28 protein-coding genes are annotated in these 22,057 nt (G+C 31.0%); 9 read left to right on the forward strand and 19 right to left on the reverse strand.

Annotation, left to right across the window (positions count from 1 at the left end):
* The first annotated feature begins 749 nt into the window (after window positions 1-749).
* The gene (locus DP68_RS18880) at window positions 750-1,772 is read left to right on the forward strand and encodes a hypothetical protein (RefSeq protein WP_052085689.1); all 1,023 of its coding nucleotides are present in this window, start codon (window positions 750-752) and stop codon (window positions 1,770-1,772) included.
* A 128-nt stretch (window positions 1,773-1,900) separates the two neighbouring features.
* Here DP68_RS18880 and DP68_RS19865 read toward each other — a convergent pair whose 3' ends face one another.
* The 15 genes from DP68_RS19865 to DP68_RS07130 all read right to left on the reverse strand — a co-directional run bounded on the left by DP68_RS19865 (window position 1,901) and on the right by DP68_RS07130 (window position 12,536).
* Window positions 1,901-2,200: an iron-sulfur cluster biosynthesis family protein gene (locus tag DP68_RS19865; protein WP_363330946.1), complete on the reverse strand. Its 300-nt coding sequence runs from the start codon at window positions 2,198-2,200 to the stop codon at window positions 1,901-1,903.
* Window positions 2,201-2,317: 117 nt separating this feature from the next.
* Window positions 2,318-2,758: a rhodanese-like domain-containing protein gene (locus DP68_RS07065; protein WP_035307837.1), complete on the reverse strand. Its 441-nt coding sequence runs from the start codon at window positions 2,756-2,758 to the stop codon at window positions 2,318-2,320.
* A 226-nt stretch (window positions 2,759-2,984) separates the two neighbouring features.
* Complete coding sequence (gene hisJ / locus DP68_RS07070; protein WP_035307840.1) at window positions 2,985-3,827, reverse strand: histidinol-phosphatase HisJ; 843 nt, start codon at window positions 3,825-3,827, stop codon at window positions 2,985-2,987.
* Between the two features lie 31 nt (window positions 3,828-3,858).
* Window positions 3,859-4,188 carry a phosphoribosyl-ATP diphosphatase gene (gene hisE, locus DP68_RS07075; protein WP_035307842.1) on the reverse strand — a complete coding sequence of 110 codons (330 nt, stop codon included), beginning with the start codon at window positions 4,186-4,188 and terminating at the stop codon, window positions 3,859-3,861.
* On the reverse strand, window positions 4,181-4,519 hold the full coding sequence (gene hisI, locus DP68_RS07080) for a phosphoribosyl-AMP cyclohydrolase (RefSeq protein WP_035307845.1): 339 nt from the start codon (window positions 4,517-4,519) through the stop codon (window positions 4,181-4,183). Before hisI ends, hisE begins: the two co-directional genes overlap by 8 nt.
* Window positions 4,512-5,279, reverse strand: coding sequence for an imidazole glycerol phosphate synthase subunit HisF (gene hisF / locus DP68_RS07085; protein ID WP_035307848.1), 768 nt, complete (start codon window positions 5,277-5,279; stop codon window positions 4,512-4,514). Before hisF ends, hisI begins: the two co-directional genes overlap by 8 nt.
* A gap of 1 nt (window position 5,280) precedes the next feature.
* A complete protein-coding gene (hisA, locus tag DP68_RS07090; protein ID WP_035307853.1) occupies window positions 5,281-6,000 on the reverse strand; it encodes a 1-(5-phosphoribosyl)-5-[(5-phosphoribosylamino)methylideneamino]imidazole-4-carboxamide isomerase in 720 nt (239 codons plus the stop codon).
* Window positions 5,997-6,602, reverse strand: a complete 606-nt coding sequence (gene hisH / locus DP68_RS07095; protein WP_035307856.1) for an imidazole glycerol phosphate synthase subunit HisH — start codon at window positions 6,600-6,602, stop codon at window positions 5,997-5,999. Before hisH ends, hisA begins: the two co-directional genes overlap by 4 nt.
* 66 nt (window positions 6,603-6,668) lie before the next feature.
* Window positions 6,669-7,256 (reverse strand): imidazoleglycerol-phosphate dehydratase HisB, encoded by a 588-nt coding sequence (hisB, locus tag DP68_RS07100; protein WP_035307859.1) that lies wholly within the window; start codon window positions 7,254-7,256, stop codon window positions 6,669-6,671.
* Window positions 7,257-7,284: 28 nt separating this feature from the next.
* Window positions 7,285-8,331, reverse strand: a complete 1,047-nt coding sequence (gene hisC / locus DP68_RS07105; RefSeq protein ID WP_035307861.1) for a histidinol-phosphate transaminase — start codon at window positions 8,329-8,331, stop codon at window positions 7,285-7,287.
* Window positions 8,328-9,623: a histidinol dehydrogenase gene (hisD, locus tag DP68_RS07110; protein WP_035307864.1), complete on the reverse strand. Its 1,296-nt coding sequence runs from the start codon at window positions 9,621-9,623 to the stop codon at window positions 8,328-8,330. Before hisD ends, hisC begins: the two co-directional genes overlap by 4 nt.
* A gap of 27 nt (window positions 9,624-9,650) precedes the next feature.
* Window positions 9,651-10,289: an ATP phosphoribosyltransferase gene (hisG, locus tag DP68_RS07115; protein ID WP_035307866.1), complete on the reverse strand. Its 639-nt coding sequence runs from the start codon at window positions 10,287-10,289 to the stop codon at window positions 9,651-9,653.
* Between the two features lies 1 nt (window position 10,290).
* Window positions 10,291-11,553 carry an ATP phosphoribosyltransferase regulatory subunit gene (locus DP68_RS07120; RefSeq protein WP_035307867.1) on the reverse strand — a complete coding sequence of 421 codons (1,263 nt, stop codon included), beginning with the start codon at window positions 11,551-11,553 and terminating at the stop codon, window positions 10,291-10,293.
* 223 nt (window positions 11,554-11,776) lie between these two features.
* Window positions 11,777-12,088 carry a LapA family protein gene (locus DP68_RS07125; protein ID WP_052085690.1) on the reverse strand — a complete coding sequence of 104 codons (312 nt, stop codon included), beginning with the start codon at window positions 12,086-12,088 and terminating at the stop codon, window positions 11,777-11,779.
* Window positions 12,089-12,209: 121 nt separating this feature from the next.
* Window positions 12,210-12,536 (reverse strand): cupin domain-containing protein, encoded by a 327-nt coding sequence (locus tag DP68_RS07130; protein WP_035307869.1) that lies wholly within the window; start codon window positions 12,534-12,536, stop codon window positions 12,210-12,212.
* Window positions 12,537-12,628: 92 nt separating this feature from the next.
* Between DP68_RS07130 and DP68_RS07135 the strand changes: the two genes are divergently transcribed.
* A complete protein-coding gene (locus DP68_RS07135) occupies window positions 12,629-13,306 on the forward strand; it encodes a Crp/Fnr family transcriptional regulator (RefSeq protein ID WP_035307872.1) in 678 nt (225 codons plus the stop codon).
* Between the two features lie 85 nt (window positions 13,307-13,391).
* Here the strand turns inward: DP68_RS07135 and DP68_RS07140 are convergent, their stop codons facing one another.
* Together DP68_RS07140 and DP68_RS07145 are read right to left on the reverse strand one after the other, a co-directional pair.
* A complete protein-coding gene (locus tag DP68_RS07140; protein ID WP_035307873.1) occupies window positions 13,392-14,045 on the reverse strand; it encodes a 4Fe-4S binding protein in 654 nt (217 codons plus the stop codon).
* Window positions 14,046-14,273: 228 nt separating this feature from the next.
* The gene (locus DP68_RS07145) at window positions 14,274-14,789 is read right to left on the reverse strand and encodes a hypothetical protein (protein WP_035307874.1); all 516 of its coding nucleotides are present in this window, start codon (window positions 14,787-14,789) and stop codon (window positions 14,274-14,276) included.
* Between the two features lie 232 nt (window positions 14,790-15,021).
* Between DP68_RS07145 and DP68_RS07150 the strand changes: the two genes are divergently transcribed.
* The 6 genes from DP68_RS07150 (at window position 15,022) to DP68_RS07170 (ending at window position 19,927) form a co-directional block, all read left to right on the forward strand.
* Window positions 15,022-15,621 (forward strand): response regulator, encoded by a 600-nt coding sequence (locus DP68_RS07150; protein ID WP_081957113.1) that lies wholly within the window; start codon window positions 15,022-15,024, stop codon window positions 15,619-15,621.
* Between the two features lie 74 nt (window positions 15,622-15,695).
* Window positions 15,696-17,018, forward strand: a complete 1,323-nt coding sequence (locus DP68_RS07155) for a HAMP domain-containing sensor histidine kinase (protein ID WP_052085691.1) — start codon at window positions 15,696-15,698, stop codon at window positions 17,016-17,018.
* A gap of 66 nt (window positions 17,019-17,084) precedes the next feature.
* A complete protein-coding gene (locus DP68_RS07160) occupies window positions 17,085-17,789 on the forward strand; it encodes a cytochrome c biogenesis protein CcdA (protein ID WP_035307875.1) in 705 nt (234 codons plus the stop codon).
* 18 nt (window positions 17,790-17,807) lie between these two features.
* Entirely contained in the window at window positions 17,808-18,395 is a 588-nt protein-coding gene (locus DP68_RS07165) for a TlpA disulfide reductase family protein (RefSeq protein WP_035307877.1), read from the forward strand.
* Between the two features lie 213 nt (window positions 18,396-18,608).
* Window positions 18,609-18,776: a DUF1540 domain-containing protein gene (locus tag DP68_RS19185; protein WP_081957114.1), complete on the forward strand. Its 168-nt coding sequence runs from the start codon at window positions 18,609-18,611 to the stop codon at window positions 18,774-18,776.
* Between the two features lie 128 nt (window positions 18,777-18,904).
* Complete coding sequence (locus DP68_RS07170; protein ID WP_035307879.1) at window positions 18,905-19,927, forward strand: PTS sugar transporter subunit IIC; 1,023 nt, start codon at window positions 18,905-18,907, stop codon at window positions 19,925-19,927.
* Between the two features lie 94 nt (window positions 19,928-20,021).
* Here the strand turns inward: DP68_RS07170 and DP68_RS07175 are convergent, their stop codons facing one another.
* Complete coding sequence (locus tag DP68_RS07175; RefSeq protein ID WP_035307880.1) at window positions 20,022-20,306, reverse strand: hypothetical protein; 285 nt, start codon at window positions 20,304-20,306, stop codon at window positions 20,022-20,024.
* 193 nt (window positions 20,307-20,499) lie between these two features.
* Here DP68_RS07175 and DP68_RS07180 point away from each other — a divergent pair, with 193 nt between their 5' ends.
* The gene (locus DP68_RS07180) at window positions 20,500-20,751 is read left to right on the forward strand and encodes an SHOCT domain-containing protein (protein WP_035307882.1); all 252 of its coding nucleotides are present in this window, start codon (window positions 20,500-20,502) and stop codon (window positions 20,749-20,751) included.
* 47 nt (window positions 20,752-20,798) lie between these two features.
* Here DP68_RS07180 and DP68_RS07185 read toward each other — a convergent pair whose 3' ends face one another.
* Window positions 20,799-22,031, reverse strand: coding sequence for a C40 family peptidase (locus DP68_RS07185; protein ID WP_035307884.1), 1,233 nt, complete (start codon window positions 22,029-22,031; stop codon window positions 20,799-20,801).
* Between the last annotated feature and the right edge of the window lie 26 nt (window positions 22,032-22,057).

Below are 22,057 nucleotides of genomic sequence, written 5' to 3' on the forward strand. Positions count from 1 at the left end.
GTTTTATAATAGCCTCCGGACTATTCAAAATAATCTTTTATATTTCTACCCCTTTTAAGTAATTTCAGATGCAAATCAATAATCACCTTAAGTAAACGTTTACATGTATTCCTTCAAATTAATTTAATGCAACCTTTTGTTATATGTTAATTTTTATTTTATATTTGGAAGATTTTAACCTCTTATATCCGCTATATGAACGAAGAGACATTTTTCCGTTCCACGGCATGGAACCTCCATAATATTTTTCGGCGATATGTTTTTGTGTTGAGCTGTCAAGGTTGGATAACCGCTGATTAACCCACTGCAATCTGGAAATTTACTCAAATCTAGCAATCTATGTGTCGACATATTCCTTAACACTCTCTAATAAAGCTAAAGCAGCAAGAGTACTTTTTGTATTTTAACACATAAAAATGGGTTGATGTAAGCAAAACTTTTAACATATGATATATTTTTGTTCATTCCTAAACATATTGACCTATCTTCGCCTTTTCCTATGTATATATTTTCCAGGAAATATTTCGTAGCATTTACTTATTTCTCATCTGCAAATTTTTTTCAACACCTATGATTTTTCTAAGTTATATTATTTTTAGTTTATTTTTTATATTTTTTTGTAATGATGCATTTTGGGTTTTAAAGGAGGGTTAATAGTTCCTTATAAATTTCATACTTGTAAAAGATGTGGAAAATATGATATTATCAAAAAAAATATAATTATAATTTGCATAGATTCGAGGTAATAAATGATTAGATTTGAAAGAAATACAGAACTGGATATAGCAATGAAGAATCTCATACTATCCATGGTAGATGTGAATGACTACATCACCAATATTCTAGATTATACAGAGAGAGTTCTTACTCCAAAAATGGAAAAAAAGCTGATAGAAATACTGAAAAAATATAACGTTCCTCATGATGGTTTGAAATACGACTCGAGAATCCTAATCGAGAATCAGTATTATAGGGATATCAAACTTGACAACGTGTGTTCCGAAACCGTAAGGTATGAGAAAGCCAACATCAAGAAAAGAACTTTAATGAATATGAACTTTCATCAGCCCTTGGGGAAATACTTGTTTCACTATCATCCCATAGGTTACTTTGAAACAGACATTGACTTGCCAGTATTAAAAGAGGGTAGCAGCAAAGTGTGGATGTCCCCAGCCATTAGCGAAATAGAAAGTATGAGAGATGGAATTGAAAAAGGCCATGGGAAATGTATGACTATGGGACTAGGAATTGGAGTTCTACCTTATCTTTGGCTGCTGAAAGATGATGTGGAAAGTGTAACGATAGTTGAATTCAACAAGGACGTCATCGATTTGTTTGAAAAGCACATCAGACCTCAGTTTAAAACTGATAAGAAACTTAAAATCATTCACGGAGACGCCTTCGATTTTTATAACGAAGAATTCCTGAATCAATTTGACTATGTGTATGTGGACTTCTGGGAATCTACAGAAGATGGTTTGATATTTTACACAAAGCTTATGGAGAAAAAGATTGACCTCCCTCATATAGACTACTGGATAGAAGACTCCATGCTCTATGATTTAAAATACATCGTAGCTCCATACCTTTATACAGTGTATGAAGGTAAAAGCGTAATGGATTTTATCTCCTCCATTGACGGAGATTCTAAGGAGCTTGCAAAAAAAGCAAATAAGTACTTCAAAACAAGGACGGATGTAATAAGAACAGAAGATGAACTGCTTGATATCATACACGGAAAAGATGTTTTGAGAAAGATACTCGCACAATAGAAAAAAAGAGGCTGTCCCGCAATACATATTATGTGCATTGCGGGACAGCCTCTTTTGTTTTTAATAGAAATGTATTTTAGGTAAATATCCCCTTACCCTAATAGTTCTATTCTCTGCTGTAGTAAGTACTAGCAAGTGGAAGTTTTAGCTCCTCTAATAACTAAGCCACGTTGGAACCAGTTTTTTGAATAATCAACAATAGAGTCTTGTACATATTCTTCTATATCAGAATTATATATAACTGTAATTCCCTGTGATTCTATAACAACATCATCTTGATTCTTTAACTCATCCAGAGTTAATTGAAGCCTTGGGCCTCCTCAGCCATATCCTCCAAATGAAATTCTAAGCATAACTTTTTCAGGATTTTTCTGTTTTGAAATATTTTGTTTAATTTTTTCTGCTGCCATTTCAGTTACTTTTATCATTTTATTTTACCTCCTTTTATGATCTATTTTAAAATTATTTCTTTAAGATATTTATTAAATTATAGTTAGTATTACACATTAATGTTTCCTGCCCCATTTTCTAGCCTCTAGTTGTTGTTATTTTACAACTTCATATGGCCAGTTATTTATTCCCCCCAAATTATATACATTAGTATATCCTAGATTGGTCAATATTTTAGCAGCAGTAACACTTCTATTTCCACTTCTGCAATATACAAATATGGGTGAGTTCTTATCTTTAAGCTTATTATCTGCCTCCGCGTTCAAATTATCTACAGGAATAAGCATAGAGCCTTTTATATGTCCAGTATCATATTCTTCTTTTGTCCTTACATCTAAAAGTATAATCCCCTTTTCACTACCCAGCCTCTTATTGGCTTCTTCTGGAGTTATATTATTAAAGCTAGTTTTTTCTGAGGAGGTTGAGCCTTCTTTGTTAATTTTAGCGTTCTTACTGCTGCATCCTGAAAATAATCCCATTAAAAGAATGACAGATATTAAACAGACGACATTTACGGACTTAAAACTTTTAGTCATTAATAATTCTCCTTTATTTGATTAAATTAATAATAAGCTAACTATTTTATACAAATCATCATTTACCCCATAGGGGTATACTGATAATATACTATATTTTTTCATTTTACGCAATACTGATATTCATAAGACAAAAAAGAGCGGTGTTTATCCGCTTCTGTGGTATTAAGTTGCATATCATATTGATATGCAACTTAATGTTCTATATTTGATTTACCTTTTACAATTAAATACTTCTTGTTATCCACCTTTTATTGTTCATAAAATAAATCTGTCTATAGCCAGCATATCTAAGCATATTCAATGATTCATCAAAGAATGCATCAAGATTTTCCGGTGAATGCCCATCAGAGTTAAGGGTTATTGGTATGTCTAATTCATAACATTCTTCAAGTATCCAAGGACTTGGGTATGGAGTAGTCAAATATCCCCTTGATATAGCTCCAGTATTTACTTCTAAGATAGCTCCAGAGTTTTTTATAGCTCTTAAGGTTTTAATAACTTCTTCCTTATACCAATCTTCAGTTTCATTAAAATATCTTTCATTCTTATTATTTTTTCTAATTAAATCTAAGTGTCCAACTATATGCGGGTTGTGTATAGATAACATTCCCCGAATAAGGCCATAATATTCAGCAACAAAAGCCTGTACATCTCCTTTAAAAAACACTTCAATAATTCTTGTATATTCCTCTTCGTCACCATCTACAGTTAAATATTCGCCTGTATCTTTATTTTTCATAAAGTGTATAGAGCCTATAGTATAATCAAGCTCTAATCCCTTAAATTTTTCAGAATCTGGTCCCGAAACACCTGGAAAGTAATCTATTTCTAATCCACAATAAATTTGAATCTGATTTTTATATCTTTCTTTGAGTCTTTTTATTGTTTCAACATAATTATTTAGATTTTCTTCTTTCATAGTCCATGAACTCGGTACATGAACAGGAGCATGGCTAGAAAAACCTAGGGAATGAAAATTTAGACTAATAGCCCTCTTTATATAATCTTCTGGCCCACCCTTCCCATCGCAAAAAAAACAGTGTGTGTGATAATTTGAATAGTTCATAGTAGCTCCTCCTGAAAACACTTATGCTTGTTTAAGTATTTTCACCACTTCTTTCAGGTTTTTTATTACCTATTTTTTCTGTTCTCTTTATAAGCTCTTCTTCAACATCCTCTACCTTTACACCCTGTATGGCCATTAGCACAAGCAAATGATATACTAAATCAGATATCTCATTTATCATTTCATTTTTATTGTTGTTTTTACTTCCTATTATTACCTCAGAGCATTCTTCTCCAACCTTTTTAAGTACTTTATCTAATCCTTTTTCAAAAAGGTAGCTGGTATATGAATTTTCTATAGAATTTTCTTTTCTACTCTCTATTACTTTATATAATTCTTTTATGACATTTTCTTTATTCATGATTAACCCCCTTTATATCAATTTCTCTATAAAAGCAGCTTCTACTTCCTGTATGACAAGCAGGACCTATCTGCTCTACTTTAATAAGCAAAGTGTCACCATCACAATCATAGCTAATATTTTTCACATATTGAAAGTGACCTGAAGTTTCACCTTTATTCCATAACTTTTTCCTCGATCTACTCCAGAACCAAGTTTTACTTGTTTCTAATGTTTTTTCAAAGGATTCTCTATTCATATATGCTAACATGAGAACCTCGCCATTATTGTAATCTTGTATTATAGCTGGAATTAGTCCCTGTTCAAACTTAATTTTTTCTATATTATTCATTAGTTCTAACCTCCAGACCTTCTTTAGCAAGGTAATCCTTAACTTGACCTATGGTAAGTTCTCTATAATGAAATAATGATGCAGCAAGGGCAGCATCCGCTTTGCTTTCTTTAAAAATTTCTGAAAAATGTTCAAGTTTACCGCATCCACCTGAAGCAATTACGGGAATATTAACACTGTCAACAATTGCCCTAGTAAATTCTATATCATATCCGTTTTTTGTACCATCTGCATCCATACTGGTTAGAAGTATTTCACCTGCACCAAGCTTTTCTACTCTTTTGGCCCACTCTACTGCATCCAGGGCAGTATCTATTCTGCCGCCATTTATATATACATTCCATCCAGTGCTGTCTTCTCTTTTCTTTCCATCTATAGCTACCACAACACATTGACTTCCAAATTTTCTCGCTGCCTCTGTTACTATATTAGGATTTCTAATAGCAGCGGAATTTACAGATATTTTATCTGCACCTGCCCTAAGTATATCCTTAAAATCATCAACGGTTTTTATACCTCCGCCAACAGTTAGAGGTATAAAAACTTTTTCAGCTGCTCGTTCTACCACATCAATCATGGTCTTTCTTCCTTCATGAGTAGCACTTATATCAAGAAAAACAATTTCATCCGCACCTTCTTTGTTGTAAAACTCTGCTATTTCTACAGGATCCCCAACGTCCTTTAAATTAACGAAATTTATTCCCTTTACTACTCTGCCCATATTCACATCTAGGCAAGGTATTATTCTTTTAGTGAGCAAGTTATACCCTCCTTCCCAAGTCTATAGCTTCCTTAAGATTTATACTTTTACTGTACAGTGCTTTCCCTATAATTGCTCCATACATATTCATAGCTGTTAGTTTTTTAATATCTTCTATACCTTTCATTCCACCTGATGCTATAATATCGCAGGAAACCTGATCATTTAGCATACCCGTAGCCTCAAGGTTAGGCCCTGTAAGTGTTCCATCCCTGCTTATATCTGTAAAAATTATTGTTTTTACTCCTATATCCTCCATGGTTTTTGCAAAGTCAATATATTGAACTTTACTTACCTTTATCCATCCTTCTATAGCTACATATCCATCTCTTGCATCTATACCTACAGCTATTTTTTTACCGAAGTTTCTTACAGCTTCCTTTACCATAGGAGGATTATTTAAAGCAGCTGTTCCTAAAATAACTCTGGTTACGCCCTCTTCTATAAGCTTTTCTATAGTATTAATATTTCTTATTCCTCCACCAAACTGTATTGGAAGCCCAGTTTCTTTAATAACACCTTTAATTACATCTAAATTAGCCAGCTCTCCCTTTAAGGCTCCATCTAAATCTACTATATGTATATATTCTGCACCCTGTTTTTTAAACTGTAGGGCTATATCAATTGGATTTTCTCCTACAACCTGAGAGGTTGAAAACTCTCCCTGATATAGCCTTACGCAATTACCATTTCTTAAATCCATAGCTGGAAATATCATCATATTATCAACTCCCCGAAGTTTTTAAGTATTTTCATTCCGGCCTCCCCGCTCTTTTCAGGATGAAACTGAATGCCAAAAATATTATCTTTGCTCACTATTGCAGGAATACTTACTCCATACTCAGTACAGGCATTTAGTATGCCTTCTTCACCTAACTTAGCATAGTAAGAGTGCACAAAGTATGCAAAACTCCCCTCTTTAACTCCCCTAAGAAGTATGCTATCCTTTTGAAATTTTAAATTATTCCACCCCATATGAGGAACTTTTACATCTCCCTGGATTTCTACTACTTTTCCTTTTAAAAACCCAAATCCTTTAGAATTAGAGATTTCTTTACCTTCTTCAAATAAAAGCTGCATTCCTAAACATATCCCGAGGATGGGTTTTCCTTTTTTAGCCTCTTCTTTTATTAATAAGTCTAAGCCATCTTTTTTTATATTCTCCATTGCATCAGGGAAAGCACCAACACCTGGTATTATAATGCCTTTACTTCTTGATATTTCATCTTTTTTGCTGGATATAAAAGAATCTATATTTAAAAAAGTTAATGCCTTTTGTACACTTTTTAGATTTCCCATGCCGTAATCAACTATAGCTATCAAAATATATCCTCCATTTTCTAAAAAGTTAATAATAAATAAATTTTTATATCTAATTTAACATTAAAATTATAAAACTCCTTTTGTAGACATAACACCTTTTATCCTTTGGTCTATAGCCATTGCTTCCCCTAGAGCTCTTCCTAATGCTTTAAATAAAGCTTCTATCATATGATGATTGTTTTTTCCATATAATACTCTAGCATGCAGAGTTATACCTCCGTTAAAAGCAAAAGCTCTAAAGAATTCTTCTACCATTTCTGTATCAAAGTTTCCTAGTTTATCTACAGTAAACTTAGCATCAAATACTAAGAATGGTCTTCCGCTAATATCTAAAGATATTGTAGCTAAGGCTTCATCCATAGGTACAAAACTAGTACCATACCTCTTAATCCCTGCTTTATCTTTTAGAGCTTCCTTTAAAGCACTTCCAAGTACTATAGCTATATCCTCTACAGTATGGTGACTATCTACCACCAAGTCTCCATCTGCTTTTATTTCTAAGTCTATTAAACCATGCTTTGAAAAAAGTGTAAGCATATGGTCTAAAAACCCTATACCTGTAGTTCCTTTAAAAGTTCCCTCTCCATCTAAATTGATACCTAACTCTATATCCGTTTCACCAGTTTTTCTTTTAATTTCGGATAATCTATTCATATTATCACCTTCATTCTATAAACTTACGTTATCTACTTATGGAATCAATAAATGCTTTATTTTCTTCTCTGTTTCCTACAGTAATCCTCAAACAATTTTTAAGCCTAGGGCTGCTAAAGTTCCTTACACTTATGCCACATTTTAGTGTCTTTTTTCTTAATTCATCTTTAAAGTTACTTTCAATTAGCACATAATTAGCTTTTGTTGGATATATAGTTATCCCTTTTATTTTTTTCAGCTCACTAAGCAGATATTCTCTTTCCTTTAGTATAAATTCTATATTTTTCTTAATAAGCTCGGGTCTTTTTAGCACCACTGCAGCTATAGATTGAGTAACTGTATTAACGTTATAAGTTAGTTTTACCTTTTTAAATTCAGTCATTAGTAGATCATTGGTGATGAGAAATCCTAATCTAAGTGCTGCTAATCCTATTGCTTTAGAACAAGTCCTAAGTATTACTAAGTTTTCATGGATATTTATTTTATCTACTAGGGTTTCTCCATAAAATTCATAATAGGCTTCATCAATAACAACAATAGACTTGGTTTCTGTGATTATTCTAGTCAACTGCTCCTTAGGAATAATTCCACCTGTTGGATTATTAGGATTAGATATAAAAATAAGCTTTACCTCTTCAAGATTAGCTTTTGCTATTAATGCTTCCACATCTAATCCAAAGCTATCATTAAGCTGAAACTCCACAGGTATTCCGCCTACAAGCTTTGTGTATATGTTGTACACTGAAAAATCTGGGGTTAACATCATTACTTTATCTCCAGCTTTTATGATGGCATTTACTATAATTTGTATAAGCTCATCTGAGCCATTGCCTGCCATAACATTTTCAAAATTAACTCCAGCATAGTCTGCATAAAGCTTGCAAATTTCTGTTGAATCTGAGTCAGGATATCTATTGAAAAATATGTTCCCTATTGAATTTATAAGCTCTTCTTTTAATTCCTCTGAAAAATTCAAAAAACTCTCATTAGCATCCATTCTTATGTTATAGTTGTTCTTATCAACTTCATAGGGCTTAAAGCTTTTTAAATCCTCCCTGAATAATTTATTTATCATTTCTCAAACCTCACTTTAATAGAATTAGCGTGAGCTGTTAATCCTTCAGTTTCTGCAATTTTTATGATATCAGTTTTTAAATCCTTTAATGCAGGACTAGTGTAGTAAATATAGCTAGACTTTTTAATAAAGTCGTCTACTGAAAGTGGTGAAAAAAACCTTGCAGTACCGCTAGTTGGCAGTACATGATTTGGTCCTGCCATATAATCTCCTAGGGGTTCTGGAGAATATTCACCTATAAAAATAGAACCTGCATTCTTTATTTCACCTAATATGTCAAAAGGTTTATCAATTACTATCTCAAGGTGTTCAGGAGCTATCTCATTAGCCATTTCTATAGTTTCTTCTAAAGTGCTTACAACGATAATGGCCCCATAGTTTTTAAGAGATTCTTTTATTATTTCTTTTCTATCTAGAGTCTCAACTTGTCTTTCTAGTTCAAGCTTTACCTTTTCTGCTAATTCAAATGAGGTAGTGATTAAAATTGAAGATGCTAATACATCATGTTCTGCTTGGGACATTAAATCTGCTGCTAAAAACTTAGGATTAGCATTTGCATCTGCAATTATAAGTATTTCACTAGGACCAGCAATCATATCAATGTCAACAAATCCATATACACTTCGTTTTGCCATTGCAACATATATATTTCCTGGTCCTACTATTTTATCTACTTTTTCAATACTTTCTGTACCAAAAGCAAGTGCTCCAACTGCCTGAGCTCCTCCTGCCTTAATTATTTTATCTACTCCTGCAATATCTGCAGCAACTAAAATATTAGGGTTTATGCTTCCATCCTTTAGCGGTGGAGTAACCATTGTTATATTCTTCACCCCTGCAACCTTTGCTGGTACTGCATTCATAATAACTGAGGATGGATATGCTGCAGTACCTCCTGGTACATATATCCCTACATTTTCTAATGCCCTAATAGTTTGTCCTAATATAACCCCCTTATCCTTTGTCATCATCCAGGAGTTTCTTTTTTGTCTCTCATGAAACTCTTCAATATTTTCTTTTGCCTTTTGTATTGCAGAGAGGAAGTCTGAATCTACCTTTTCATATGCTTCCTCAATTTCATCCTTAGAAACAATAAAATTATTCAAATTAACACTATTGCTATCAAATTTATTTGTGTACTGAATTAAAGCATCATCTCCGTTGTTTCTTATATCTCTTAAAATATCCTCAACTTTATTTATAACATCTCCTTGTACCTCTTCTGCCCTTTCCTTAAGGGAATCTAAGTAACTTTTTCCTTCTTCGCTATTTCCATATATAATACTTATCAAAATAACCCTCCTCTTTTCTTTATTAAGTTATAGATTTTCATCTACATAGTTTTGAACTTTTTCAATAAGTTTTCCTATCTGATCTTTATATATCTTCATACTTGCTCGATTTACTATCATTCTGGCACTTATATCACATATTTTTTCTATTATAATAAGTCCATTTTGCCTAAGAGTTTCTCCTGTCTCTACAATGTCCACTATGGCATCTGAAAGCCCTAGTATAGGAGCTAACTCTACCGAACCATCTATTTTGATTATTTCTACGTCTTCACCCTTATTTCTAAAATAGTTTCCTGAAACATTAGGGTACTTAGTAGCAATCTTCTTGCGATTAAAACTTTCATAGTTTTTATACTCAGGTAATGCTGCCACACTAAAGCTGCATTTTCCAACCTTTAAGTCCACAACCTCATAGAAGGTTTTCCCCTGTTCTAAAAGTGTGTCTTTTCCTACTATACCTATATCTGCAGCTCCATGCTCAACATAGGTGAGAACATCAGTTGATTTTACTAAAACAAACTCTATGTTGTTTTCTTTATCCTTAAAAATTAATTTTCTTCCTTTATCCTTTAATTCTGTACAATCAATTCCAATGTTTTCAAACATTGTAACTGCATAATTTTCTAGTCTACCTTTAGTAAGTGCAATTCTTAAACTCTTCATTTTATTCCCCCAAAGCTTTAAATAACTCTAAGACACTTATATTACTGCAAATTTTATCCTTTATATTTATAATTTCAAGCTCATCTTCACAATTAATAGAGACAAGCATACTTATTTTCTTATTCTTACAATAATTTATAATATTTTCTTTTTCTTTAATTAAGCTTATCTCAGCGTAATAGCCACAATCTCTAAGTTTGTTAGCTAAGTTATAGGCTACATTTATATATTTTTCATCATATGAAATTAGATATTTATCGAAAAATTCATTACATATACTATCATCCTGCAGTGCACACATAATACTATCAATATTTATTCCAAATCCAGTGGCAGGAATATTCTGACCAAATTCAGATATTAAATTATCATATCTTCCTCCACTTAAAATATCAGTACCTACTTTTCTGCTATAAGCCCTAAAAGTCATTCCCGTATAGTAATTGATATGCTGTACCATGCCCAAGTCTATGGATACAAATTTACTAAGGCCAATTACATCTAACTTTTCATATATCTTAGCAATATTCTCAATAGCAAGAAGAGCTTGTTTATTATCTGTAAGATTTTTAGCTCTCTCAATCACTTCAATACCTCCGAAAAGTTCAGGTAGATTTTTTAGAGCCTCAGCATTCTTCCCTAGCTTATCTTCATTTTCTTCCACAAATTCTCTTAATCTAGCAAAATTTTTATTTTCTACTAGTTTTCTAAGTCTCTCCATTTCCTCTTCTTCAAAAATTACGTCTTCAACTAAAGATTTAAAAAACTCAGCTTGTCCCAACTCTATTTCAAAATCCTTAATCCCAATGGAAAGTAGTGCTGTAATAGCAGTTATAATAACTTCTGAGTCTGCTTTTAAACTGTCACTTCCTAGTATCTCAATACCAGATTGAGTTATTTCACTAAATTTCCCTCCCCAGGATTCATTCATCATAAATATGTTGCCACTATAACATATTCTTACTGGATGAGGGGCTTCCTTAAGCTTTGTAGCAGCAATCCTAGCTATGGGAGTCGTCATATCAGGCCTCAAAACCAATATCCTGCCAGTATTATCGAATAACTTATACATCTTCTCCTGTTCTATAGACAGGTTGTCTAAATGAAACACATCATAAAACTCCAATGTAGGTGTGGATACCTCTTCAAAACCACTTCTTAAATATAGGCTTCTCAGCATATTAATTGTATTAATTTTTTTACTACATTCCTCAAACAATAAATCCTTTGTGCCTTCTGGTATATATCTTTTCCAATTAGTCAAATTTACACCTTCTTTACTTTATCGATTTATCACTTCACCGCTTTATCTAATTAAATTATTAAGATAATAACATCCCTTAAACTTTCTGTCAATATATTTAGTAAAATTAATAGTGAATTTTCAAATTTTATAAATAATATATAAAAAAGTGACTATCTCAAAATAAATTTTGAGATAGTCACTTTGTAAGCATTTCATATGATAAGTTTGCTTATCATAAATCTTATTTATTGTTATTTTCAAGTTCTTCAGTCGTCGTTTCTTCAAGTTTTAGCTTTAACTGATTATTTTCCTCTTCCAGCACTGTTATTGTTTTTAATGAACTTTTGATTTTAGATTTAAGTTTAATCCACCTAACAATACTAAGCATCATTACAGTAGCTGCACCAAAAATTGCTGATATAAATATAACAAGTGCCTGTGACATAGATAAGTCCATCAATAAAAAGTTTATGTTTACAGTTTCTGCATTTTGCAGAGCAAAAATTGCCACTATAAGCGCAAATATAAGGGATAAAATAAATCGCCAATCCATACAAATAACCACCTATCGCAAATAATTTCAATATTTATCTTCAGTATATATTTATATGTATATTATAACATTAACCTGTATTATTTCCAACATATTGATATATGTTGGAAAATTTCCTCTTTTATTTTTCTTCATAATATCTTGGATTAGGAGATTTAATTACAAATATCTCAAGAATGTCATCATCAAAATTATTTACATTCATCTTTATATTATAAGGTATATTTACAATTTGTCCTTCACTGTATTTGTGAGGTTCCTGTTCACCAAGCTTTAATGTTAAATTACCTCTTATTACTACCATATACACATTAGAGTTTGAGTAATGTTCTGGTAGACCTGTTCCTTTAGTAAAAACCATATGGTTTAGCGCTAAATTTTCATCATCAATAAGTTTTTCAACTACCTTTTCATTTAATCTTTTAAATTCATAAATCTTTTCTAACATAAAAATTCCCCTTTCATAGTTCATGTGTTTATATTATAATTTTTATAAATATAAAAAAAGTAACCATGGTTACTAATTGCAGGGGAATATTCATGAATATTAAAGACTTTATTCATATAATTAAGCATATAGGTTTATTTAATACCATCTCTTCTGAAGAATTAGTTCAATTATTCAATATCCAAAATTATGAAATTAAAGAATATAACAAAAACAAAGTTATTTACTTGCAAAATGAAAAGTGCACTACTTTAGATATTATTTTAAAAGGAAGTATTATTGTTCAAAAAATTGATAATAACGGGAATGTGCTTACTATATCTACATTCATAACTGGAGATATAATAGGAGGAAACTTACTCTTTGCAAATGCTGATATTTATCCTATGACAGTAGCATCAAGATCTTCTTGTATAATTCTTCATATTAATAAAAACTTGATACTTGAACTTTGCCAACAAAATAAGAATTTTTTAATTGAATTTATTAAATCCATTTCTGATAAAACTATAATATTAACAAACAAAATTAAGTCTATAAGTATGAAGACTATAAGACAGAGTATATTAGACTTTTTAACCTATGAATATTATATTCAAAAGACGTCAAAAATCATTTTACCAATATCAAAGAAAGAACTAGCTGAACGAATTGGTGTACAACGTCCTTCACTTTTAAGAGAATTAAATAAAATGAGACGTGATGGATTAATAGAATACGATGCATATTCTATAACCATAAAAAATATTGAATTAATAATAAAAAACTAATGCATTACATTAAAGTTTGAAATAATTATATTTAGTAAAATAAAAAAATGCCTAAGGGCAAATAAACTCCATTAGGCATTTTTTATTATTTTATTGTATCATATCCAATAGAATTTTTCGGACAAGCTATTACACAATTTGCACATTGAATACAATCTGGATGAGCTAAGACATCACCTTTATAACCATAAGGAGATATTCCCATAGGACACTTTCTTTCACATATCTTACAGTTTACGCAAGTGTTAGATACTTCTAGCACCTTTTTTTTATCTTTTCTTACGTAAGATATTAATGCTGCTATGCTTCCCATAGGGCAAAAATGGCACCAAGTTCTATGACTATAGAAAAATGATAACACTATTCCAATCAAGGTAGTAATTACTATAATTCTATAAAATACCATACCAATTCCAGCTGGGTTCCCCCAATTCTTTTGAATACCTAAACCAAACATAGTAAACATAAATATAACTACAAATACCCTAAAATAAACTGACTTTAATAATTTCGGAACCGCCTTTTTCTTGCTGAACTTTGAGATAACATTGTCATAGAAATTTCCTCTAGGGCATAAATTCCCACACCAAAACCTTCCTCTAAAAACTGAAACGATAATAGGCGCAATCATGCAAATAATAGCTGCCATACCTATTCTGAAATCAAATAGACTTACAATAATAAATGCAAGTAACATTATATATGAATATTTTTTCCATAGTTCAAATAAATTTTTCATTTCCATCCCTCCAATATTTTTATACCCCCATGGGGTATCTAAGAAATATTATATAGCTTTTTACTAATCTGTCAAGTATATATTTATTTTTTATGTTATAATATGAACAAGATACATGCCTATATCGCAATATGATGATATATAAATTTGAATTAATTGTGACTCTTTCTTTGAATATTTTCCATAAAAAATAGGATAGCTAAATTTTAGCCATCCTATTTTTAAATGTTATTTAACAACTTCATTACTAGGTACTGTTATGCAGCCCCTACCCTGTCCGTTTCCCATCATTCCACGGCCTTGACCTCTTCCTTTGCCCTGGCCTACTCCTTGTCTTTCACCAAAATTTCCAGTACAGTTTTGTATGTTTGTATTTAACTTTGATTTTAATGTTTCCCCTTCTTCTTTTGTAATTGTTCCTTTCTTAACAGCATCATCTATTGATTTAGTTCTTTCTTCAAGCAATGAACTCTTTAACTCATCTTGAGTCATTCCTTTTTCAGCTGCTAAATCATAAAGTGTTTTTCCTGATTCTCTTGCATTTGTTATATCAGTATCTGTTAAGCCTAACTTGTTTTTAAGGATATTAGACATATAATCATATCCTCTCATAGAAGTTATTCTTCCAAGACCTAATCCTTGCCCTGGTGTAACTGTAGTATCATTTGAAGCAGCATATGCTGTTGCTCCCACTCCTATAGACATGGTAAGTACTAAAGCAGCTATAACATTTCTTTTTTTCATCTTCTATTCCTCCAATTTTAATTTTAGTTACCATCTCTGTGGTATAGCTTTATAATAACGAATCTTTTTGTTCAAATAGTGTTGTAAATGTGATAAGATTGCAAAAGTTTTATAATTAAATTTCACAAATCTATCACATTTGCTACAATGATTAGCCAAATATATAAATTATAATTATAATTATTATAAGATGATTAAATTAAGTGAAGCAAAAAAACTATAGGAGGGAAAAATGACAAATAAAATACTTATAGTGGAAGATGAAACTAAACTTTCTGAAGTAATGGCTCTATATTTAAAAAAAGAACATTATGATGTAACCTGTACTTCAGATGGAAAATCAGCAGAAGATCTAATTAATACTCATAACTTTGATCTAATAATCCTCGATATTATGCTTCCTGGTAAAGACGGCTGGGCTTTACTTAGAAAAACTAAATCATTAGGCAACACTCCTGTTATACTAACAACAGCAAGGGGTGAAGAAGATGACAGGATCTTTGGGCTGGAGCTAGGTGCCGACGACTATATGGTTAAACCTATTAGTATGAGAGAATTAGTTCTTCGTGTGAAACTTAGAATTAACAGTAAGATAACTAAAAATAAATCTTTAAAATTTGATAATTTAACAATATTAGAAGAAAACCATGAAGTATTGCAAGATGATCAACAAGTAAATCTAACCCCTAAGGAATTTGATCTTTTGTTATTTTTAAGCAAAAATATAGGTCAGGTGTTTAGTAGAGAGCAATTATTAAGTTCGGTATGGGGATATGATTTTATAGGTGACTCACGTACAATTGATACTCATATTAAAAAACTTAGAGAATAACTAAAATTTTGCGAAGATCACCTTGTAACAGTATGGGGTGTTGGATATAAGTTAGTGGTGTCAGGAGGATAGCTATGGATAAAATAACACGTAAACTTATAAAATACTTTTTATCTATAATTGCTTTAGTCATTGCAATATGCCTTATAATAAGCAGTATCTTTTTATCCAAGTTTTACCTTAAACAGCAATATGATAGTTTGCAGGCTTCAGCTAAAGATATATATACCTCCTTAAAAAGCAATGAAGAAATAGATAGTTCAAGTATTACTGCAATACTTATTCAAGATAATAATATAGTCCCTTTGACTCAAGGTAAAATGGGTATGATGCCATTTTTACGCTCTGCAAGCGATAACAACTTTAAAACAAAAGGAATATTTAAAAATGCTATGAATGCTGAATTTCTATATTATAAACTGCAAACTGATATAGGGGATATCATAGTTTTTCAAAATAATAAGTATTCCTCGGATTATTTAAATATAGTTTATATTGTTTTATTTTTTATATTTATTTTTTCAGTGCTGCTATCTATACCTCTAATATCCTATATAGGCAAAAAATTTACAAAACCTATATTAAAGTTGGAAAAGGTTGCTTCTTCAATATCTAATGGCAATTTTGATGTAGACTGTAGTGTTGAAACTAATGACGAAATTCAAACTTTATCTATAAGCCTAAATCAAATGGCTATTGACTTAAAAAAGAAATATCAACTGCAAAGGGATTTTGTAGCTAATGTATCCCATGACTTCAAGACACCTTTGAGTGTAATTAGAAGCTACAGTGAGGCTATTAGTGATGGATTGGTAGATGAAGAAAATTTAGAAAGATATTCAAAAGAAATAATAAATGAAGTAGATAGGCTAAACACTTTAGTTATGGATTTGCTTCAGCTTTCTAAGCTTCAAGATGGAGCATACTCTCTTAATAAACAATTTATTAATTTACCTGATTTTGCTCAAGAATGTGTGAACTACTTTAAACCAATAACCGCTGAAAAGAATATAACTATTACTAGCTCTACTGAACCTTTAGAAGTATGGGCAGATAAAAAATATCTTCAAAGAGTTTTATATAATTTTATTGATAATGCGGTTAAATTTAGTGATGAATATAGTAAAATTGAAATCTTCACCTCTGAATTAAATGATTATATAAAGCTATCAGTAAAAGATTACGGTTTAGGTATAGAAAGTCATCTTTTAACAGACATTTGGGATAAATATTATAAAAATTCTCAAAGTGGTGGTATGGGATTAGGTCTTGCAATTTGTAAAGAAATATTAAAAATGCATGGGTTTGAATATGGTGTCACTAGCTCTCATAAATCTGGAACAGAATTTTATTTTCTTATACCCAAAGATAATACACGCACTTTAACATATTCTTAACATGTTTTATATATAATTGATATTAAGCTTTAGGCTTTTAAACTTCAAATGAAAGAAGGTGATGATTTGAACAACGTTTCGCTGATACTAGCTTTCTCTGCAGGGTTATTATCATTTCTTTCGCCATGTGTTCTCCCCCTTGTCCCCGCTTATATAAGTTATATAACGGGTACAAGTATTAGTGATCCTGAAAGCAAAAAATCTAATATATACGTTCTTTATAAATCTATAGGATTTATTATTGGCTTCTCCATTATATTTATCATAATGGGAGCTTCCATTACTTCAATTGGAAAAGTTTTCATAAAGAATCAGTCTATTTTTAGAAAGATATCTGGGATTTTAATATTTATTTTTGGTTTGCACACTACAGGTATTTTTAAAATCAAATTATTTTATCGAGAAAAAAGATTTTTATCTTTTAACAATACAAATGGCGCTTTTGGTTCTGTTTTAATGGGTATGGCCTTTGCTGCAGGATGGACTCCATGTGTTGGTCCAATTTTATCCTCTATTCTTGTTTATGCAAGCAGTATGGAAACTATAAGTAGAGGTATTATATTGCTAGTCTTTTACTCATTAGGACTTGCTGTTCCATTCATTTTAACAGCACTTGCAATTGAAAATTTATCATCAAAAATAAGCAGATTAGGAAAGTATTTAAGTTTTATTTCTATAATAAGCGGATTACTTATGATTTTAATGGGAATCTTAATCTTTACTAATAAAATGGGTATATTAAGTCAATACCTGAATTTTATTAACTTTTAATAGATAGGAGAAATTTCAATGAAAAAAATAGCTATAATATTAGGATTATTAATTCTCATAGGTGGTTCAGTATATACGGTATATAACTATAATAAATCTCAAGTTAGTAATCCCAATAATATAATTAATACTGAATCTAATTTCCCTGATAAAAAACAAAATGAGAATTTTAAAAATGAAACTGCTCTGAAAGTATCTAAAACTAAAGCAATGGATTTTAAATTAAAGGACTTAACTGGAAAAGAGGTTTCATTAAGTGATTATAAAGGTAAAAAGGTGTTTTTAAACTTTTGGGCAACTTGGTGTCCTCCTTGCAAGGCTGAAATGCCTGAAATGGAAATGCTTTATCAGGAAACAAAGAATTCTGATTTAGTCATATTAGCTGTAAACTTAGATGAAGAAAGAAATACTGTGCAGAAGTTTATTAATAGCAACAAATATGACTTTCCAGTATTACTAGACACAGGTAATATTGTTGCAAGTCAATATGAAGTTGTTTCAATTCCCACATCATTTTTTATTGATAAAGAAGGAAATATAGTCGATAAACATATCGGTGCTATGACTATAGAAGATATGAAAAATTATATAAACAATATAAAGTAAAGTTAACAAAATTCAGAGCACACAAAGACTTGATTTGTATAAGTCTTTGTGTGCTTATATTAATTGTTGCAAAATAACTATATGTATTTATTTTATATGCACTTTTCTAAAATAATCAAATAGTGGTATGTTAAAACAACTTTCATTTTGTTGAATAAAACTCGCAAAATTTCTAATAATAATATTGAACATTGAGCAAAGGAGGTAATAGTTATGCCAAAGAATGAAAGTATAGGATGTATAGTTACTGAATGTAAATTCCATAGCAATGACGGACAGTATTGTGCATTAAATCAAATTAAAGTTACAAAACACAACGGTGAAGCTAATAAAGTTGAACATACTGATTGTGGAAGCTTTGAAGCTAAAAATAATATCTAAAAAGTAGAAGTAGTCTGTGTACTCTGAAATAGGGATATGATAAAATGTATTTCTTAGGAGTTTACACAGACTATTATACTATCTTTACATACTTATAACTCCTTAATTTTTGTATAACGAGGTATATTATGAAAAGCAGTAAATTTTCAATACAAGAGTATTTAATCAATGTTCTTAATTTCATGGGACAAGGACTTTTTGCTTCTCTTATTATAGGTTTAATACTTAAACAAGTTGGAGAAAAATTAGGACTTCCTTTACTAATCCAATTTGGAAAAGTTGCTCAACTTATGATGGGCCCTGCCATTGGCGCGGCTGTAGCTTATGGAGTAAAAGCTCCTATTTTGGCTATATTTTCTTCGATTATTACCGGAGCACTTGGTGCACAAACTCTTAAATTAACAAACTTAGGTACATATTCTATAAATGTAGGTGAACCTGTAGGAGCTTTATTGGCAGCACTTATTGGGGCTGAATTTGGGAAACTTATTCATGATAAAACAAAGTTAAATATAATCTTAGTCCCTGCAATAACTATTATTACTGGAGGTATTGTTAGCACTTTTATAAGTCCTTTTATGTCATCTTTAATGAGTTCACTAGGATATATGATTAATTATGCAACTGAACTGCAACCAATTCCAATGGGAATTTTGGTTTCTACAATAATGGGAATGGTGTTGACTCTTCCAATTAGTAGTGCTGCACTTGCAATTTCTCTAAAACTTGATGGTTTGGCTGCTGGTGCAGCTACAGTTGGCTGTTGTGCTCAAATGATTGGATTTGCCATTTCAAGCTATAGAGAAAACAAATTGGGTGGATTAGTTGCTCAAGGCCTTGGCACATCCATGCTTCAAGTTCCAAACATCATTAAAAATCCTCTTATTTGGATACCTCCTACTTTAACAAGCGCAATACTTGGACCTATTGCTTCTTCAATATTTAAAATGAGAAATAATTCAATGGGTGCCGGCATGGGAACCAGTGGATTGGTTGGTCAATTTGCAACTATAGAAGTTATGGGGATAAACTCTTTATGGTTAATACTTACAATACATATAATCGCTCCAGCAATTATATGTTTACTTATTTCAGAGTTTATGCGTAAAAAAGGATTGATTAAGTATGGTGATATGAAGTTAGATTTGTAACATTATAGTTAACTTCATGTATTTGTATAAAGTCAGCTCTATTATATAAAATATAAAAAGAGTCTTAGCTTTTCACAACTAAGACCCTCTTATTTTATTCTATAAATTTATTTAATTTATCATTTTCGGTATTTTTATTATCACAACAACTTCCCTTTTTATTACCACGCATCATCATTACCATCATTCCAACCATCATCAATGGACATATAAATGGCGCAATTATTGCAAGCAAGCCAGCTGCACCTGGGCTAAATTTTGTTATAAGTGGCAGTAATCCTATAATAACTATAGGCAAACCACAGCAAAGAATCATGTGCAGTACGTGCTTTAGCATACTATGTTTTTGATTTCCTCCATTATCTCCATGACATTTCATAATTACCCCTCCAATATACTTTTAATAATTTAAAGTATTTATATTATGATTACATTTTATGTTATTTATATAAAGAACATATGAAGAAACCCACTTTTTCATAAATTCTAATATATTATATTTCTTCACAATTCCACCATAATTGATTTATATAATTAACATATAAAATTAATATTAAAGGAGGACTTTATATATGTTTTGTGGTGGTTTTGGAGGATATGGATTTAACTCCTCAGGCCTTATAGGACCTGGATGGATGCTTTTAGGTATAGGATTAAGATTGCTTGTATTCATTGGAATAATAGTACTTGTTTCTAAATTTATTAAAAATTATAGTAATAAGTCTAATAATGCAATGGAAATACTCAATGAAAAATTTGCTAATGGAGAAATTAGTGAAGAAGAATACTTAAAGAGAAGAACAATCCTTTCACAAAAGAACTAGGGAGTTTAACTCTCTAGTTCTTTTGTGAAAATTTTTTATTTAATCATTTATTGTATAACCCTTCTTGCAGTAATATAATCTGATCTATCATAAGGCGATATTTTAACTACATCCCCTGTTCTTGGAGCATGAATATACATACCATTCCCAACGTATATTCCCATATGAGTTGGACTTCCTCCCTTTCCATAGAAAACTAAATCTCCAGGCTGAAGTTCATTTCTTGAAACGGCATAACCATTTTTAATTTGATCATAAGTAGTTCTTCCAACTGTTATTCCAAAATGCCTGTATACATATTGAGTAAATCCAGAACAATCAAAACCCGCTGGTGTTGTACCTCCCCATAAATAAGGTGTTCCTAAAAAACTAGAAGCATAGGCTACTACTGCATTACCAGATACTGATGTATTCCCTCTAGAAGGTGCATTTGCATCTGTTTCAGTAGATTTTACAGAAACAGATGCAACTTCTCTAGAAGCTGTATATGCTGGTGTTGAATTTGTTACTGTTTCGGTTTGTTTTTTAGAAACAGATGCTGCCTCCCTAGAAGCCGTATATGTTGGTGTTGAATTTCTCATTGCATCAATTTGTATTAATGTTTGATTTATCCTTGCTTGTGTTTCATTCACTGCAGAAGCATATAATTTCTCTTGTTTCTTTGCTTCTTCAATTAACTTACTTTGCTTACTTTTATCCTTTTGTAGTTTATTCATCTTTTCATTATTATCGCTATTTAGAGATACTAACTTATCATTTTGCTTATTTAATTCCTCTTTATTATTATTTAATTGTTCCTGTTTCAATTTTATATTTTCAGTAATTTTTTTATCTAAGTTTATAATACTCTTTAAAGTTTCTATTCTTGAGAAAAAATCACTAAAATCTTTTGCTTCAAGTAGTACATCTAAGTAGCTGCTTGATCCCTTTACATAAATTACTCTTACTCTTTTATTAAATAATTCTTTTTCCTTTTTTATATCTTCTTCTGTTTCTTTCAGTTCCTGCTCTGTGGCTTTAATATTTTCCTGTATTTTACTCATTTGTTTCTTATTTTCTTGCATTTTATCCATTACTTCTTCAATTTGATTGTCTAGGTTCTCTATATTTTGCTCTATTTCAAATCTTTTATCTTGTGCCTTTTTAAACTCATTTTTATCCGTCTGCAGCTGATTTCTTTGTCTATTGATTTGTTCAGATGTTGGTGCTGCAAGAACTGGTTTATGTAAATTAAATGCTATTTCAAACATTAGCATTAAGCATATTAATCTCTTTTTCATCGTCTTCCTCCCAGCTGAAATATATA

The organism is Clostridium sp. HMP27, assembly GCF_000765165.1.
Taxonomy (GTDB): Bacteria; Bacillota; Clostridia; order Clostridiales; family Clostridiaceae; genus Clostridium_AK.